This is a genomic window from Pyrococcus yayanosii CH1 (assembly GCF_000215995.1).
GTDB classification, from domain to species: domain Archaea; phylum Methanobacteriota_B; class Thermococci; order Thermococcales; family Thermococcaceae; genus Pyrococcus; species Pyrococcus yayanosii.
Genome location: NC_015680.1, coordinates 361,672 through 377,105 on the forward strand (window position 1 = coordinate 361,672; position 15,434 = coordinate 377,105).

A 15,434-nucleotide genomic window follows, 5' to 3' on the forward strand; every position below is an offset into this window, starting at 1 on the left:
TTTAAAGGTTGTCAGCCCTTTCCAGTTCCTCCTTCAGCTCCAGGTAAAGGAAGAGACCGGCCACCGAGGCAAAGGTCTGGGCAACCGCCTGAAACGGTGCCTGAATAAGGGCGGCGACGATCCTTGCGGTAAGCCCCTGGGAGGCCAGAAGAATTATTGCGACGATGGCAGCTGGGGCTATTACAATGGCCATTATGAATATGAGAAGGAGGGCGCCAAAGCCCATCGAGGAAAGCTTGTTCTTCCAGGCCACAGCAAAGCCATCTATGAAGCTACCGAACGAGCCCTTGACCACGTAGGCTGGGACCGTCATAGAGCTGGCTCCGACGAGGAAGGGCAAGATAATAACCTCCACTATTAGCAGGAGGATGACACCGGCAAGCATGAGGGAGTTGGAGTTGACGAACGCACCCCCAATCACAAGCATCAGGAAGGGGAGGCCAGCAGCTATAGCCGCCGCGGCAACAATGATGGTCGTTAGGACGTTTATTCCGAACACTTGAACGATGTGCTCCAAGCCCTTCACGAAGAGCTCCGAGAGAGGGACATCTTTACCCTCCCCTGCCCTCAGTGCTCCGTAGATTACCGAATACTGGGCGGCGGAGTTGAGGAGAAGGGAGAGGAGGAGAAGGAAGAGAAGAGGCCAAAGATTTTCTAAGCCCATCTCTCCGGTGGCACCGTGTTCCTCAATTATTATCCCCTCAATCTCCTTCCCGCGCTCCATCGGGGAAAAGGGTTCGATATCCCTCTGAATGTAGGCAGACATAGGTGCGAGGATTAGGGCTATCAAAAGGGGAATTAGCGCGAGCCTGGGATTTCTAAGGGTAAAATTCACAGCGTCACCAAATGCCTTTAGAGCACCCATCCAAATCACCAAAAATTTGGAAAAAGAAACCTCTTTAAAAAGCTAATGCCCATAAGCCGGCTCCTAAGAGAGCCCCTAGCAAGAAGAATGTCACAATTTCTATCACGATTGCTAGTATGGTTGCTATGAATGCCTTCAGCCACCCGGTGCTAAAGATGGCCTTCACGACCCACACGTATGCTATAAACGCCATGAGAGGTCCTAGTATCATTCCAAGAATCGGAATCATGCCGAATATAAAGCCAACGATTACCCCTAGGATGCTACCGGCGAGGACCGCCAACATGCCCTTGCCTATACTGGCCTTTTCTATTCCCGCCAGCTTGGCTCCCAGGTACATAAAGAGCCCCGCTATGAAGAGGGCAACCAAGAACACTATTATTGCCAATATACCAAGGCCTGCTAGCACTACTCCCATCACGGGTGTATCACCCTTTTTACTTGGCAGGTTATCTAAATAAGCCTTCCGGACCAAAAGCTTTTAAAACCGGGCAGACCCCTATAACATGACGGGTGGGCCGGTAGCTCAGCCTGGGAGAGCGCCGCCCTCGCAAGGCGGAGGCCGCGGGTTCAAATCCCGCCCGGTCCACCACACCAATTCTCGAGACTTCATTCCACTTAATCCTCCTCTATTATCCTCTTCATCCAGCTCCCACGCAGGAACCATGCCAATCCGACTAGAGCCGCGAGGAAGTTGCTCATACCCATTCCAAAGAAGACACCTCTGCTCGTCATCCCGAAAAGCTCGCCTAGGGGCATTGTAAAACCGAGTATTGTTACCGCCGGTATGTAGCCGAATGCGTAGCTCAGAGGAATCCTGAGGCCCCAGAGTCGGAGTATGCCAAGCAACATACTTTTCTTTGTGTGCCCCGCAGAACTGAAGACCCGCCTCACAACGACGAAGATGCCGTTGAAGAAGGGGACCGAGATAAGGAAGTACTTTAGGACAATCTCGCTCTCCGCTATCACGGCCGGATCGTCGAGAAAGACCTTGAATATTGGCACCCTGAAGAAGCCGATCGTCAAAACGGCAAAGCTGGCGATTCCGAAGTTGATGAGCATAGTCCTCTCTGCTATCTTCTTGGCCCTCTCGTACCTCTCTGCACCGACGTTCTGGGCCACCATGGCACCCATTGCCATGCTTATGCCCCTTGCTATGCTTGTTATGAAGTTCACGAGGCGTGTCGTTATGACATAAGCCGCGTACGTGACATCACCAAAACCGTAGATTATCCTTGTGAGCACGACGAAACCGAATGAGTTTGCGGAGTCCCCTATGCTGGAGGGAAGGCCCACCCTGAATATCCTCCCGTAAAATGACCAATCAGGTCTCATGTTCTCCCTCGTTATCCTGAGACCTACCCTGCCTGTCATCATTAGGTAGGCCCCTATGACGGCCCCAACGGCGTTGGAGAAGACGGTGGCAAGGGCCGCTCCCGCAACTCCCATTCCGAGGGAGAATATGAATATCGGGTCGAGGATTATGTTAAGGAAGACCGTGAACATGCTTATCTTCACGGGCGTCTTGGTATCTCCCGTTGCCCTCATGAGGGCATTGAAGGCCATAAAGGTGAAGGAAAAAGGAACGCCGATGAATATTATCGTCGCGTACGTCTTGGCGTAGGGAAGGACGTTAGGAGTAACCCGCATAAAGCTGAGGGCGTAAGGGAGTACCAGGAGGCTTATTATTGCCGTCATCATCGAAAAGATTAGCATGAGGGAGTAGAGGGCACCGGCGGCCCGGTTTGCCCTCTCGTATTTCTCGGCCCCGACGTACTGGCCAACAAAGGCGAAACCTGCCATAGCGAAGCCCGTGCCAAAATGCATCAGTGTCCCTATCACGGGCCACGTCGTCCCAGGGGCTGCTAGGGCTTCTCTTCCCAGTTTTCCAAGCCAGAAGGTGTCCGCCATGTTGTATAGAACCTGGACGAGGTTGCTGGCTATTAGAGGATAGGCCAACTTTAATAGCGTTCTCTCTATGGGGCCGCTCACTATCTCCTCGCGCATCCTCCGGATTTTATCACTCTTCATTCCACTATCCTCCTCATCCAACTGCCCCTCAAGAACCACGCGAAACCGATAAGGGCTGAGATGACGTTGCTCAGTCCCATTCCAATCCACACGCCTGTGCTGTCTCCCATAACCTTTCCAAGGCTGTAGCTGAGGGGTATTCTCAAGCCCCACAGCCTGAGCATGCCAAGTATCATACTCTTCTTCGTATGCCCAGAGCTCTGGAAGACGTTCGTGACGGCACTGAATATCCCGAAGAAAGGTAGGGAGGCTGAGAAGTAACGGACAACCTTGACGCTCTCCGCGAGTATGGCCTCATCCTTTATGAAGAACGAGAATATCTGGGCGCGGAAGATGACGATGATTGCCGTGCCAAGTCCGAGGATTATTAAGTTGATGAGCATAGCTCTCTCCGCTATCTTCTTGGCTCTCTCGTACCTCTCTGCACCGACGTTCTGGCCGATCATCGTTCCCATAGCCTGGCTTATTCCATTGGCAAAGGCGAACATGAAGTTCGTGAGCCTATTCGTGATGCTGTACGTGGCAAAGGCGACCGTCCCGTAGGTGTAGATTATCCTCGTGAGCACGACGAAGCCGAAGGCATCCGTGGAACCCCCTACGCTCGCCGGAAGACCAACGCGGAACATCTTAAAGTAGAGCTCAATGTCGGGCATGAGCGTTTCGGAGGTAATGTGGATCCCGACCTTTCCCGTAAAGAGCAGGTAGCCGCCTATAAGCGAGCCTACGGTGTTAGAGAGCATTGTGGCCACGGCAGCGCCAACGACTCCAAGCTTTGGGAAGCCAAACCAGCCGAATATAAATATCGGGTCGAGGATTATGTTAAGGAAGACCGTGAATATGTTAATCTTTACCGGCGTTTTCGTGTCTCCAACGGCTCTCAGGAGAAAATTGAAGGCGAATAACGTGAAGGAGAATGGAATACCGAGGAATATCACGCGCGTGTAGTTAACTGCGTAAGGGTAGACCTCGGAGGTCACGTTCATAAACTTCATGGCGAAAGGAGTTATAAGAACGCCGATAACCGCCACGGCGATGGAAAATATAAGCATGAGAGAATAAAGGGCTCCAGCGGCCTTGTTGGCCTTTTCGTACTCCTGGGCTCCTATGTACTGGCTCACGAAGGCGAATCCCGCAGTGGCAAACCCCATTCCTAGGCTCATAATGAACCATACGAGAGGCCAAGCTGTCCCCGGAGCCGAAAGCTGCTCTTTGCCAAGCTTACCCAGCCAGAAGGTGTCCGTGAGATTGTATAAGACCTGAACCATGTTGTTGATTATGAGGGGCCAAGCTAACCGGATTAGCGTCCTTTCGATATGCCCCTCGACTATTTCGTACCTCATAGCGTCTATCCTGTCCTGCCTCATGACTACTCAAACGCCAATCGAAACGCTATAATAAAAAGTTTGTCTCGGCAATTTAATCCACGCTTCTTCCTGAACGAACTTCGGTTGCGGCCTTTAGATGCTGAAAACAAAACGTGAGAGCTTTGGCATAGGCAACGATAAGGGTTATAAGAGCTGGGGAGAAGTGGAATTTGCCGGAAGTAAATATTTCGAGGTGGTTAGTATGGCCGAGAAGAAGAGGAAGAGGGTCGTGATTTTGGGGGCTGCTGGAAGGGACTTCCACAACTTCAATGTGTTCTTCAGGAACAACCCCGACTACGAAGTCGTGGCTTTCACGGCCACCCAGATTCCTGACATTGAGGGCAGGGTTTATCCAGCGGAGCTCGCCGGCGAGCTCTACCCGAACGGAATCCCGATTCTGCCCGAGGACGACCTAGAGAAGATAATCAAGGAGAAGGACGTTGACATAGTCGTCTTCGCTTACTCCGACGTTTCCCACGAGCACGTTATGCACTTGGCAAGTAGAGCTCACTCAGCTGGAGCGGACTTCTGGCTTTTAGGGCCCAAATCAACCATGCTCAAGAGCAAGAAGCCTGTTGTAGCGGTTACGGCAGTCAGAACAGGCTGTGGAAAGAGCCAGACCAGCAGGAAAGTTGCTCAACTCCTCCAGGAGATGGGGTTCAAGGTCGTCGCCGTCAGGCACCCGATGCCCTACGGTGATTTGAGAAAGCAGGTCGTTCAGAGATTTGCAACCTTCGAGGACCTCGACAAGCACGAGTGCACCATAGAGGAAAGGGAAGAATACGAGCCCTACCTCGAGAGGGGCATGGTGGTTTACGCTGGAGTCGACTACGAGAAGATTCTCCGCGAGGCTGAGAAGGAGGCTGACATAATCCTCTGGGACGGCGGAAACAACGACTTCCCGTTCTTCGAGCCCGACCTCTGGATAGTGGTTACAGACCCACACAGGCCCGGCCACGAGCTCAAGTACCACCCGGGCGAGACCAACTTCCGCTCAGCGGACGTCATAATCATAAACAAGGTCGACACAGCTAACAGGGACGACATCCAGAAGGTCAGAGAGAACATCGAGAAGATTAACCCGAACGCCATCGTCATCGAGGCTGCCTCGCCGATATTCGTTGACAACCCCGAGCTCATCAAGGGCAAGCGCGTTTTGGTGGTTGAGGATGGCCCAACCCTCACCCACGGCGGCATGAGCTACGGTGCCGGCTACATCGCTGCCAAGAAGTTCGGTGCCAAGGAGATAATCGACCCGAGGCCCTACGCTGTTGGCTCCATCATCGAGACCTACAAGAAGTATCCGCACCTCAGCAACATCCTGCCCGCCATGGGCTACGGCAAGAAGCAGATTAAGGAGCTCGAGGAGACCATCAACAGGGCAGATGCAGACGTCGTCATCATGGGAACGCCCGTTGACCTTCGCAGGTTCATGAACCTCAACAAGCCAGCGGTGAGGGTCAAGTACGAGCTCGAAGAGATTGGCCAGCCCAAGCTCAAGGACATCCTAGAGGAGTGGGTCAAGAACTGCGAGAAGCTCAAGAAGAAGGAGTGATTCCCCCTTTCTTCTACCTTTCGCTTTCTTTGGCTTCGAACTTGAGTTAGCGAAAAGCTAATAACCATCCTCCCCAACCGGCTTCCATGAGGCTCCTCATAATCGCCCCCTGCCTACTAAGCCCCTTCTACGTTTACAGGGGTCCAAAGGAGAAGGAGCTAAGGACGGCCACCGAAATAAGAAGGCTGCTAGCCGAATTTGGCGATGACTGGCACGTTCTGGCATATCCCTGTCCCGAGTTCGAGCTCCTTGGATGGCCGAGGCCCCCTATGAGCAGGGAGGTTCTCGAGGCCCTGGGGATAAGGGAGAAAGTTGAAGTCATTGCGGACTTCATAGGGAGAGTTTTGACGGAGGAAAAACCGGAGACTGTTGTGTTCGTAGGCGTTAAGGGCTCACCCACCTGCGGTGTCTTCACGAGTACGTCAAGCGACCCGGAGGAATACCCCATCGAAGAGGTGAGGCACTTCTTTTACCTCTCGAAGGGGGAGAGGCTGGTCACATATGGGGACATCATCGAGAGGGCAGGTCTGAAGCTCGTGAATGGGGAGGGGGGCCTATTCGCGGAGCTGAGGCATCGGTTTGGGAATATGGAAGCTGTTTGGCTTGAGTTCGACAAGGATAACATCGGAGGAAGCATCTTAAGGCTTCAAAAGGTACTCAAAGGGTTAGAGGAAAGGCCGAAATCTTAATTAGGCCCGAAATCTAAATTTCCATCCAGATACGCTAAATAGAAGGTGCTCAAATTCAGGTGGTGTGAATGGTCGTCGAAGAAGTCCTTGCCTCCGTTTCCTCGATTCCTGACCCCTATCTGAGAATCGTCACCTACGGCAGGATAGGCGTTAGTCTCGCGAAGTCTAAGGACCCGCGGTACGAGAAGGCTTTTAGGCTCGCTCTTTCTGAGCTTGCAAGGATAGACGATCCTTACATCCTCCTGCGTTCCCTCCTAGCCCTCGCGTACTCTACGAGCCTCGCGGGCTTCAAATCGGCAAAGAAGGCGTTTCGGGAGGTCATGGAAAGCTCTAAGGTTCTTCCCAAGCCCCTGAGGGATTCATTAAGGATAGAGGCTGTCAAATACCTCCTTGCCCTGGGTGAGGTGGAGGAAGCCCTCTTCTACACACTTGAAATCGAGGATAAGAAGGCGCGGAACGAGACCCTCCTAGCGGTTCTCAAACGCGCCCTTAGGGAGCTGTCGGGGGATAAGATGAATAGGCTCTATCGGCGTAGGAAAATACAGCTTATACTGGAGCATGTAACTGACGAGCCTTACCGTTCCATGGCCATAGTGGAAACTATAAAGGCTTTCCTCTCCGTAGGCGAGTACGAAAAGGCCATACACCTCGTTGAGACAATAGGGAATAGGCACTGGCTAAAGCAGGCTCTCCGGGAGATACTCGTTCACCTGAGGCGCTCTAGGGTTGGAAAAGAATACGCCGAGAAGCTCATAATCCTCTCCCTCAACATCGCCAAGAGGCTGGGAGAGGACATAAGGGATGACATGGCATTCATCTTCGCCGCCTACGGCTATCCCGAATACTCCATCCAACTCCTCAGGGGCAGCCCCAAGTGGGAAGAAAGGTTGAAAGAGATACTTGAAATGCTTTTCAAGAGGGATATGACCCTTCTAATTGACTACGTAAGCGCCCTCCCGGAGGACATGCTCCCAGCCCTTAAGCACCTCATGAATATCATTCTAGATGAGCCGCTCGGGGAGTACAAGCCCGTGGTGGATGCCTTAGTTCAGAAAGAACCACCCCAGGACATCCTTACGAAGGCAACCGCCTACTATTTGAAGGTGGGCGCATTGCCTGATGCCGTTAAGGTTATCTCCAAAATAACGGACGAGAGGTTGCGCTCTCTTGCCCTCGGATGGCTCGCCCACTACCTCATAAAGGTCGGAAGGATAAGCGAGGCCGTTGACGTCGTCCTTCAGATAAGGGACAGGAATCTGGCCGCAAGGCTGGCCTCCGAGATACTGGTGAGAGTCGTCGAGGAGCGTGAGAAGGATGGAATTGCTGAGCCGACTAAGGAGTGGAGGAAAGAGAGAGAGGCTTGAGTTTGCCGTTGGCCTCCTCGAGCACCTGCTGATGGATGGAGATGCTCCCTTGGAGGATTCCCTCGACGAGCTCTATAGACTTCTTAAGGAGATGCTCCTGGCCGATTGCAATTCGAATATACTTGAGGCCTTTGAGGAGATAGTCCTCGCCCGATACGCCTTGAGTAAAAAGCCGCCGGTCGAAAGGCATCTGCAGAAGGCCCACGAAGTCCTTAGGGAATATCTGGGGTGATGGAGATGGTGGAAAAGATATCTTTCAGAACTTCGAGGGAGGTCGAGATCATCGATATAACGGGAAAAGTGGCTGACATCGTTAAGAGGAGCGGCGTTGGGAGTGGCATCGCTCTCGTATTCACCAAGCACACGACGACAGCCGTAATAATAAACGAGAACGAGCCGGGTCTCCTTGGGGATCTGGAGGAGCTTCTATCGAGGCTAGTCCCGAGAGGTGCCGGCTACAGGCACGACCGCATAGACGACAATGCCCATTCTCACCTCAGAGGTATTCTCCTTGGTCCGAGCGTTGCCGTCCCCGTGGAGGAGGGCAGGCTCCTCCTTGGTACCTGGCAGAGGATACTCTTCGTGGAGCTCGATGGACCGAGGAATAGAGAGGTTTACGTCAAAGTCTGCAGGTGCTAGCCGCCGCTGACTGGTGGGAATATCCCAACGACATCCCCATCGTGGAGTTCCTGATCCCAGTCAACGTACCTCCCGTTCACCGAGATGTTCACATCCGCATCCTCATCGTGCCCCTCTCCGAAGACCTCGTCCTTGAACCTCGGGTGCCTATCTTTTATAAGCTCGATTAGGTCCCTCACGGTGGCACCCTCCGGTAGCTCCACATCTTCTTCTCCGACGCCCGCCAAGTCCCTAAACCTAGCGAAATACCTCACCCTAACCTTCATCGTGTGCACCCTTGGGCATTTTCTGGGAAAGGGTATAAAAGGCCCTCGGGAGATGCTCGCTAGGGTGAGAGATTTGAGGCCTTACGTTAAGACGGCACTCACGATAGCGGGTAGCGACAGCGGGGGAGGTGCCGGTGTAGAGGCAGACCTTAAGACGTTCTCTGCCTTCGGCGTCCACGGGCTTGTCGCCGTTACAGCGGTTACGGCCCAGAATACCAATTCCATAATCGCCGTCCATGAGGTTCCACCTGAAGTCGTGGTGAAGCAGATAGAGGCCGTCGCCGAGGACATAGGCGTTGACGCGGCCAAGACCGGCATGCTGAGTAACGCGGAAATAGTGAGGGCCGTCGCGAGAACCCTAAAGAGGTACGACTTTCCACTGGTCGTTGATCCCGTGATGGTATCGAAGACAGGTGTAACGCTCTTAACGGAGGGCGCCATAGGGGTGCTTGTGGATGAACTCTTCCCCCGAGCAACCCTTGTGACACCCAACAGGTTTGAGGCCGAGAAGCTGAGTGGGATGACTATCAGAACCCTGGAGGACGCTAGGAGGGCCGCGAGAGCCATAGCAGAGGAAACTGGAGCTGAAGGCGTGATAATCAAGGGGGGACATATTGAAGGCGGTGATGCTGTTGATGTGCTCTACTACCAGGGGCATTTCAGAGAGTACAGGGCACCGAGAGTCGAGGGATGCACCCATGGAACTGGTTGCTCCTTTTCAGCCGCCATAACGGCCAACCTCGCCAAAGGCTTGTCCCTCGAGGAGGCAATATCCCTCGCCAAGGAGTTCATAACCCTCGGCATAGTAACCGGCCATAGAATAGGACACGGTCACTGCCCTGTTAACCCTATCGCCTGGCTAGAGATTCCGGCCGAGAAGTGGAGGGTCTATGAGGCTCTCAAAAAGGCTGTAAGGGAGTTCGAGCGGATGAACCCCGTCGCCCTGATTCCGGAGGTTGGCGCGAACTTCGTTTACGCCTTACCCAAGCCCTATGCCCGCGATAAAAAGGACGTGGCTGGCGTGAAGGGCAGGATAGTCCGTTATGGTCGCTCCGTTAAGGCAGTGGGTCCCGTTGAGTTCGGGGCAAGCGACCACCTAGCAAGGGCCGTCCTGAGATTTATGGACTTCCATCCGGAGGTCAGGAGCGCCCTGAACTTAAGATACAGCGAGGGCCTCGTCGAGAAGGCGGAGAAGGTTGGGCTTGTCGTGTCCTTCTACGACAGGCGAGAGGAGCCTCCCGAGGTCAAGGCTAGAGAAGGAGCCACGATTCCCTGGGGCATCGAGACTGCCATAAGGAGGGCTGGAAGGAGACCGGATCTGATATACCACCTCGGGGACTGGGGTAAGGAGCCCATGGCAATAATTTTCGGCGAAACTCCTCAGGATGTCCTAAGGAAACTGTCCCTCCTGCTCAAGTGAAAGCCTTTTAAATTTTTGATCCCAAATTTCAATGGGAGCCCTATAATGACGAGAAGGGAAAGGATAATCGAGCTACTGCTCGAGAGGGACTACAGCGTAAGTGAGCTGGCTAGGATTCTTGAGATAAAGGGCAAGGGTGCTCGGAAGGCCATCATAGAGGAGCTGAAGGCTATATCGAGGATAGCTAAGAGGGAAAGAATGACCCTCCTTGTAAGGCCAGCCCAGTGCAGAAAGTGTGGCTTCTTATTCAAGCCCGAAATAAACGTACCGTCTCGCTGTCCCCGGTGCAAGTCGGAGTGGATAGAGGAGCCAAGGTTCAAGCTTGAGCGAAGGTAATTCTTTCGGCAATGAGTTTGAGGAGGGGGGCAAGGGCCCTTCCTATTGCCTCCTTTTTCTTCGAGAAGTCGGTCACATCCTCGGTCAGGTTCTCCCGGATTATCCTTACTGCCTCCTCCACATTGAGTAGGCCGTTAAGCCAGGCCTTGGCGATGAGGGCCTCCGCATAGTCCCCTTTTCCATGCTTGTCCATCCTCTTGAGGTCCTTGGAGAGACCCGCTAGGTCGAGGGCAATGGCGAGAGAGGCGTTGGGGACTCTGTCTCCCGTTGGTCTCCCAAGGAATTCCGTAAGTGCGAGGGAAAAGAGGAAGTTCACAATAGCATCGCCAAGCTTCGCGAGCCCCCTGTCAAGTTCCATCGCTTCACTCCCCACGGAAGGCCCGGAGGTATATCTCCCTAATCTCATCCACCTTTGGTTCAACTGGGTTGAAGGAAACGAGCGGGTCCTCATAGGCCTTTCTTGACATCTCATCGAGCCTCTCCATAAAGACATCTTCCTCAGCGAGTTCGCTGAGCATTGGAACGCTGAGGGCCTCGTTCAGCTCACGCACCCTCTCCAGGAGCTCCCCCGCATCCCTAAGACCCAGCTCCCTCGCGAGCCTCTCGTAGAGCTCTCTCGCCCTCGCCATGTTGAACTCCATGACGTAAGGAAGCAATATAGCGTTCAGAAGGCCGTGGGGCCCCATCCATGCGGCCTTGTGGCTCATGGCGTGAACAAGGCCAAGACGCCCGTTGAGGAAGGCGATGCCCGCCATCGTGGCCGCGTAGTGCATGGCTTCCCTTGCCTCGGTATCCCTTTTTACGCTCCTCTCAAGGCTTTCAAAGACCGTCAATGCGGCCTTGATGGCCATGGCATCGCTGAAGGGTGTGGCCGCCTTGGAGACGTAGGCTTCAATAGCGTGGACAAGGACGTCGAGGCCCGAGTTCTTGGCAACTTCTGGAGGCATCTTCTCGGGGAGCCTTGGATCGAGTATCGCGACGTCCGGCGTTATCTCGGGGCTCACGATGGTGTACTTTATCCCGTCCTTTTTGATCACGGTGGCCGCGGAGACTTCGCTTCCAGCGCCGCTCGTTGAGGGCACGGCAATCAGCGGTGTCCTGAGCTTGGGGAGAGGTTCAGGCCTCTGGAACCGGCTGAAGAAGGCGACTTTATCGAATTCCACGTCTGGAACGTCGTAAAACACTTTCACGGCTTTGGCGACATCTATCACGCTCCCCCCGCCTATCGCGACGAGGGCGTCGGGGGAAAACTCCCTGACCTTTGGAAGTAGCTCCTCGACTGCATCTATCGTGGGTTCGGCTGGAACGGACGTTATTGCCTCGACGAGGGCCCCCGCCTCTTCGGCGTAGTCCATCGCCTCCTTTAGGAAGCCGTGGGTTCTCATGGACCTGCTCGATAAGAAGAGAACCCTCTCCTTGCCTCTGAGGGCCTTCTCTAAATACGACAGGCTTTCCCTCCCGAGAACGACCTTCGTGTTCAGGAAGAAGAAGCCCCTCATATCACTCCTCCTCGAAGCTTTCCTTTATGAAATCTACCGCCTCCTCGCTGAACTCCTCCATCGGAACTTCCTTCCCAAACTTGTTGTAAACCTTACCATCGGCAAAGTTTATCTCGAGGACCTCGTACTTCTCCTCGCTCCACTCCTTTACGTCCTCTCCATGGGCTTTCATGTGCCTCGGCAGGCTCTCTATATCCACGTACTTGTTGCAGTAGGGACACCTGTAAAACTGCCAGAAGACGTAGTCCCTACCGCCTATCATGTTTCTCTTCAGATGCTCTATGAGCCTGCCTCCGAGGTACTCGTAGAAGTCCTCCTGGACGAGAGCCCCGTCCTTCTCGACTACCTTGAAGCCGCTCCAGACTATGTGATCCGAAACATCCTGAAGGGTCGGTCTTAAGAACTTTAGGGACATTATGAACGTCCCGTTGTTGAGATAGAAGGTTCCCTTGCCCGGGATCACTATGAGGTCTATCACGCCTACCTCCTTCTCCCTGCTCATCTTGTCGGCATGCTCTCTTCCCTCCGCTATCCTTATCCTGACCCTCATCCCGCTCCTCTTGTGGATGCCTCGGACTTCTCCATCTTGGATGCTCCAATAGTAATCGTCAAGGCCCCTGACTTTGGCGTAAACCTTCTTGAGCTTCTCGTCGAGCTCCTTGAATCTCACACCCACCACCAGAGGCCGGTCTCCCCGAGAATTAATAAAGCTTCCCGGAAAAACTTTTAAGGGAGCTGGACTAGGGCGATAAAAGCTTTTCGTTCAGCTTTCTTAGTTGATAATCATTGAGCCTCTGGGCATTTTTGTTAAACAAAATCACTTAAAATCAGCAAAAAACGTTTATAAGTTTTGTCTTCATCCAGATAACGGTGATCGCTGTGAATAAGGGGGCAAACACACTTGTTTTGCTTGTCCTGCTCCTAGCCGGGCTTTCCTACGGATGCATAGGGAGCACCAACGGGACTCAAACTGCGACGGAGAAGCCCAAAGTGCTGACAATCTCAACCACCACCAGCCTCTACGATACCGGAATCCTTGAGAATGTGATTGCACCAATTTTCAAGGAGAAGTACAACATAGAGCTCCGCTTCATCCCCAAGGGAACCGGTGGGGCTATTCTCGATGCTAAAAGCGGTGCCAGCGATGCCATACTCGTGCATGCACTTCCAAAGGAACAGGCATTCATGGAGGAGGGCTACGGCGTGAACAGAAAGGTCTTCGCGTACAACTTCTTCGTGATAGTTGGCCCGAAGGACGACCCCGCTGGAATTAGAGGTTTAAGCGTTTCCGAGGCGCTCAAGAAGATCGTCGAGTACGGTAGGGCCCATCCCGACAAAATCGTCTGGGTCTCAAGAGACGACGGCTCGGGAACAAACACGAAGGAGATAGCCCTGTGGAAGAACGCTGGATTCGATTTCAATGAGCTGAAGAACGAGAGCTGGTTTGGAACGACGGGCTCAGGAATGGGCAACACGCTCCTCTACACGAGCGAGAGGAAGGCATACACCATCTCGGACATAGGAACCTACCTCAAGTACCAGAAGGAAGGCAAGATAAACCTGGATGTCCTCGTTGACAAGGGGGAGGAGCTCATAAACGTCTACGCCATAATCATTATAAACCCGAAGAAGATACCTGGCAAGGACTTTGAGGGAGCGATGCTTTTAGCTCAGTGGCTCACCAGCGATGAGGGTCAGAAGGCCATAGCCGAGTACGGGAAGGACGAGTTTGGAAGGCCCCTGTTCTATCCGGCCGTTCCGGTTCTCAAGAACCAGCAGGGAGACGTCTTCAAGTGGATTATCAAGTACGGCTTCATGAAGGACGGGGATAAATACACCGAATGCCCCGAGAAGTTCAGGTATCAGCCCAAATACGACTTCTTCGAGTTTCCAGCGTCTGTGGTTGAAGGCTAAGCCTTTTATTCTTTCCTTCCATTTTCGGGTGGATGAAAGATGGCGTGGGACTACATAATCCAGGGATTTTCAGAGGCGGTGAAGCTTATAGACGATCCGTATGTGATAGAGATAGCCATCCGTTCCATCAAGGTTTCAGGCATAGCTACACTGATGGCGGTGGCATGGTCTCTGCCTATTTCAGTGCTCCTCGGCCTGAAGGACTTCCCCGGCAAGTGGCTGGTTAAGACCCTTATAAACGGTCTCATGGGAGTCCCGACCGTTATCTGGGGGCTAGTGCTCTACCTTATGTTCGTCCCCCTCGGCCCGCTCGGTTCCCTCGGCCTTCTCTACACGGAGATGGGGATAAGCGTCGGTCAAGCATTGTTGATAACCCCGATAATCATGAGCATAGTCGTGAACTCTCTGGAGTCGATAGAGGGCGAGATTAGGGAGCTGGCCTTAACTCTCGGTGCCGATGAGATACGTGCATCCTTCCAGGTGGTCAGAGAGAGCATCGGCGGGATAGTATTGGCGATTATTGCGGCCTTCAACAGGGCAATATCCGAGCTCGGCATAGCCCTCATGATAGGAGGTAACATCTACGTCAGGGGCGGCGTTTACAACACCAGGGTTCTCACCACGGCAATACAGATGTACACCGTCAGGGCGGAGATAAGCATAGCTATTGCCCTTGGCATAATCCTCATGGGCATAGTCCTTGCCGTGAACCTGCTCTCAAACCTCGTGAGGAAGTGGTTGGAATGAGCCTCGTGAGGATCAGCAACATCTCCAAGTCATATGAAGGGAAGAAGGTTCTCGACGGGATAAACCTTGAGGTCAAAAAGGGCGAGATATTCTGCGTTATGGGGCACAGTGGAGCAGGGAAGACCACCCTGCTGAGGATTTTGGCCCTGCTTGAGAGGCCCGATTCTGGAGAGTACGTTTTCGATGGGAAGCCCGTCAACTGGAGCCGGCCGGGGGAGCTGAGAAAAAGCATTACCATGGTGTTTCAGACCCCGGTAATGTTCAACACGACCGTTTTCAAGAACATCGCCTATGGGTTAAAGCTGAGGGGCTACTCTAAGGCTGAGATAGAGAAAAAAGTTCACGAGGTGCTCTCCCTCGTGAGGCTTAAGGGCTACGAAAAGAGAAAGGCCAAAACGCTGTCCGGCGGAGAAAAGCAGAGGGTTGCAATAGCGAGAGCGATAGTTCTTGAGCCGAAGCTCCTCCTGATGGACGAGCCTACAGCCAATCTTGACCCAACGAACTCGGCTATAATAGAGGACATCGTGAGGGAGATTACCAAGGAGAACGGCACGACGATAGTATTCTCGACCCACAACATGTTCCAGGCGAAGAGGCTCGCAGACAGGGTCGCCCACATGTACGCTGGAAGGATAGTTGAAGTTGGCAAAACTAAGGAAGTGTTCGAAAGACCAAAAAGTGAACTAACAAAAAGATTCATTAATGGGGAACTTTTCTGAGCTAAGCTTATAAGTCGGAGTATGAG

The 15,434-nt window shown here is 53.2% G+C and carries 18 protein-coding genes and 1 tRNA gene; 11 read left to right on the forward strand and 8 right to left on the reverse strand.

All coding sequences use genetic code 11. The annotated features are described in order from the left end of the window. Position 1 precedes the first annotated feature (1 nt). Positions 2-874: a hypothetical protein gene (locus PYCH_RS02155; protein WP_148236180.1), complete on the reverse strand. Its 873-nt coding sequence runs from the start codon at positions 872-874 to the stop codon at positions 2-4. Between the two features lie 25 nt (positions 875-899). Next, a complete protein-coding gene (locus PYCH_RS02160) occupies positions 900-1,283 on the reverse strand; it encodes a hypothetical protein (RefSeq protein ID WP_048058160.1) in 384 nt (127 codons plus the stop codon). 97 nt (positions 1,284-1,380) lie between these two features. Here PYCH_RS02160 and PYCH_RS02165 point away from each other — a divergent pair. Then, positions 1,381-1,457: transfer RNA gene (locus PYCH_RS02165), tRNA-Ala, on the forward strand. 26 nt (positions 1,458-1,483) lie between these two features. Here the strand turns inward: PYCH_RS02165 and PYCH_RS02170 are convergent. Then, positions 1,484-2,896 carry an MATE family efflux transporter gene (locus tag PYCH_RS02170; protein ID WP_013905189.1) on the reverse strand — a complete coding sequence of 471 codons (1,413 nt, stop codon included), beginning with the start codon at positions 2,894-2,896 and terminating at the stop codon, positions 1,484-1,486. Next, on the reverse strand, positions 2,893-4,260 hold the full coding sequence (locus tag PYCH_RS02175) for an MATE family efflux transporter (protein ID WP_013905190.1): 1,368 nt from the start codon (positions 4,258-4,260) through the stop codon (positions 2,893-2,895). Before PYCH_RS02175 ends, PYCH_RS02170 begins: the two co-directional genes overlap by 4 nt. Positions 4,261-4,462: 202 nt before the next feature. Between PYCH_RS02175 and PYCH_RS02180 the strand changes: the two genes are divergently transcribed. The 5 genes from PYCH_RS02180 to PYCH_RS02200 all read left to right on the forward strand — a co-directional run bounded on the left by PYCH_RS02180 (position 4,463) and on the right by PYCH_RS02200 (position 8,507). Continuing rightward, positions 4,463-5,815, forward strand: coding sequence for a cyclic 2,3-diphosphoglycerate synthase (locus tag PYCH_RS02180; RefSeq protein WP_048058161.1), 1,353 nt, complete (start codon positions 4,463-4,465; stop codon positions 5,813-5,815). Between the two features lie 86 nt (positions 5,816-5,901). Further along, positions 5,902-6,504 (forward strand): hypothetical protein, encoded by a 603-nt coding sequence (locus tag PYCH_RS02185; RefSeq protein WP_013905192.1) that lies wholly within the window; start codon positions 5,902-5,904, stop codon positions 6,502-6,504. 68 nt (positions 6,505-6,572) lie between these two features. After that, entirely contained in the window at positions 6,573-7,868 is a 1,296-nt protein-coding gene (locus PYCH_RS02190; RefSeq protein ID WP_013905193.1) for a hypothetical protein, read from the forward strand. Continuing rightward, the gene (locus PYCH_RS02195) at positions 7,810-8,100 is read left to right on the forward strand and encodes a hypothetical protein (RefSeq protein ID WP_148236181.1); all 291 of its coding nucleotides are present in this window, start codon (positions 7,810-7,812) and stop codon (positions 8,098-8,100) included. Before PYCH_RS02190 ends, PYCH_RS02195 begins: the two co-directional genes overlap by 59 nt. 5 nt (positions 8,101-8,105) lie before the next feature. After that, positions 8,106-8,507, forward strand: a complete 402-nt coding sequence (locus tag PYCH_RS02200) for a secondary thiamine-phosphate synthase enzyme YjbQ (RefSeq protein ID WP_013905195.1) — start codon at positions 8,106-8,108, stop codon at positions 8,505-8,507. Here the strand turns inward: PYCH_RS02200 and PYCH_RS02205 are convergent. Then, positions 8,504-8,773, reverse strand: coding sequence for a ubiquitin-like small modifier protein 1 (locus PYCH_RS02205; protein ID WP_013905196.1), 270 nt, complete (start codon positions 8,771-8,773; stop codon positions 8,504-8,506). The genes PYCH_RS02200 and PYCH_RS02205 overlap by 4 nt on opposite strands. Before the next feature lie 52 nt (positions 8,774-8,825). Here PYCH_RS02205 and PYCH_RS02210 point away from each other — a divergent pair, with 52 nt between their 5' ends. Together PYCH_RS02210 and PYCH_RS02215 are read left to right on the forward strand one after the other, a co-directional pair. Continuing rightward, positions 8,826-10,193 (forward strand): bifunctional hydroxymethylpyrimidine kinase/phosphomethylpyrimidine kinase, encoded by a 1,368-nt coding sequence (locus PYCH_RS02210; protein WP_048058162.1) that lies wholly within the window; start codon positions 8,826-8,828, stop codon positions 10,191-10,193. Positions 10,194-10,235: 42 nt separating this feature from the next. After that, entirely contained in the window at positions 10,236-10,529 is a 294-nt protein-coding gene (locus PYCH_RS02215) for a transcriptional regulator (RefSeq protein ID WP_048058345.1), read from the forward strand. Here PYCH_RS02215 and PYCH_RS02220 read toward each other — a convergent pair. The 3 genes from PYCH_RS02220 to PYCH_RS02230 are packed head-to-tail and all read right to left on the reverse strand — an operon-like array spanning position 10,510 to position 12,698. Next, positions 10,510-10,887, reverse strand: a complete 378-nt coding sequence (locus PYCH_RS02220; protein ID WP_013905199.1) for a ribonuclease III family protein — start codon at positions 10,885-10,887, stop codon at positions 10,510-10,512. The genes PYCH_RS02215 and PYCH_RS02220 overlap by 20 nt on opposite strands. A gap of 4 nt (positions 10,888-10,891) precedes the next feature. After that, positions 10,892-12,028, reverse strand: a complete 1,137-nt coding sequence (locus tag PYCH_RS02225) for an iron-containing alcohol dehydrogenase (RefSeq protein WP_013905200.1) — start codon at positions 12,026-12,028, stop codon at positions 10,892-10,894. 1 nt (position 12,029) lies between these two features. Further along, positions 12,030-12,698: a TBP-interacting protein gene (locus tag PYCH_RS02230; protein WP_048058163.1), complete on the reverse strand. Its 669-nt coding sequence runs from the start codon at positions 12,696-12,698 to the stop codon at positions 12,030-12,032. Positions 12,699-12,898: 200 nt separating this feature from the next. Between PYCH_RS02230 and PYCH_RS02235 the strand changes: the two genes are divergently transcribed. The 3 genes from PYCH_RS02235 to PYCH_RS02245 are packed head-to-tail and all read left to right on the forward strand — an operon-like array spanning position 12,899 to position 15,408. Then, complete coding sequence (locus PYCH_RS02235) at positions 12,899-13,942, forward strand: substrate-binding domain-containing protein (protein WP_237698681.1); 1,044 nt, start codon at positions 12,899-12,901, stop codon at positions 13,940-13,942. A gap of 39 nt (positions 13,943-13,981) precedes the next feature. Beyond that, positions 13,982-14,689, forward strand: a complete 708-nt coding sequence (locus tag PYCH_RS02240) for an ABC transporter permease (protein ID WP_013905203.1) — start codon at positions 13,982-13,984, stop codon at positions 14,687-14,689. Continuing rightward, on the forward strand, positions 14,686-15,408 hold the full coding sequence (locus tag PYCH_RS02245) for an ABC transporter ATP-binding protein (RefSeq protein ID WP_013905204.1): 723 nt from the start codon (positions 14,686-14,688) through the stop codon (positions 15,406-15,408). Before PYCH_RS02240 ends, PYCH_RS02245 begins: the two co-directional genes overlap by 4 nt. Positions 15,409-15,434 lie beyond the last annotated feature (26 nt).

Bases quoted from the DNA above. Each gene is read 5' to 3' on its own strand.
- PYCH_RS02185 (WP_013905192.1), top strand. From the start codon at position 5,902: ATGAGGCTCCTCATAATCGCCCCCTGCCTACTAAGCCCCTTCTACGTT.
- PYCH_RS02175 (WP_013905190.1), bottom strand. From the start codon at position 4,260: ATGAGGCAGGACAGGATAGACGCTATGAGGTACGAAATAGTCGAGGGG.
- PYCH_RS02220 (WP_013905199.1), bottom strand. From the start codon at position 10,887: ATGGAACTTGACAGGGGGCTCGCGAAGCTTGGCGATGCTATTGTGAAC.
- PYCH_RS02180 (WP_048058161.1), top strand. From the start codon at position 4,463: ATGGCCGAGAAGAAGAGGAAGAGGGTCGTGATTTTGGGGGCTGCTGGA.
- PYCH_RS02160 (WP_048058160.1), bottom strand. From the start codon at position 1,283: ATGGGAGTAGTGCTAGCAGGCCTTGGTATATTGGCAATAATAGTGTTC.
- PYCH_RS02190 (WP_013905193.1), top strand. From the start codon at position 6,573: ATGGTCGTCGAAGAAGTCCTTGCCTCCGTTTCCTCGATTCCTGACCCC.
- PYCH_RS02170 (WP_013905189.1), bottom strand. From the start codon at position 2,896: ATGAAGAGTGATAAAATCCGGAGGATGCGCGAGGAGATAGTGAGCGGC.
- PYCH_RS02240 (WP_013905203.1), top strand. From the start codon at position 13,982: ATGGCGTGGGACTACATAATCCAGGGATTTTCAGAGGCGGTGAAGCTT.
- PYCH_RS02200 (WP_013905195.1), top strand. From the start codon at position 8,106: ATGGTGGAAAAGATATCTTTCAGAACTTCGAGGGAGGTCGAGATCATC.
- PYCH_RS02205 (WP_013905196.1), bottom strand. From the start codon at position 8,773: ATGAAGGTTAGGGTGAGGTATTTCGCTAGGTTTAGGGACTTGGCGGGC.
- PYCH_RS02225 (WP_013905200.1), bottom strand. From the start codon at position 12,028: ATGAGGGGCTTCTTCTTCCTGAACACGAAGGTCGTTCTCGGGAGGGAA.
- PYCH_RS02210 (WP_048058162.1), top strand. From the start codon at position 8,826: ATGCTCGCTAGGGTGAGAGATTTGAGGCCTTACGTTAAGACGGCACTC.
- PYCH_RS02245 (WP_013905204.1), top strand. From the start codon at position 14,686: ATGAGCCTCGTGAGGATCAGCAACATCTCCAAGTCATATGAAGGGAAG.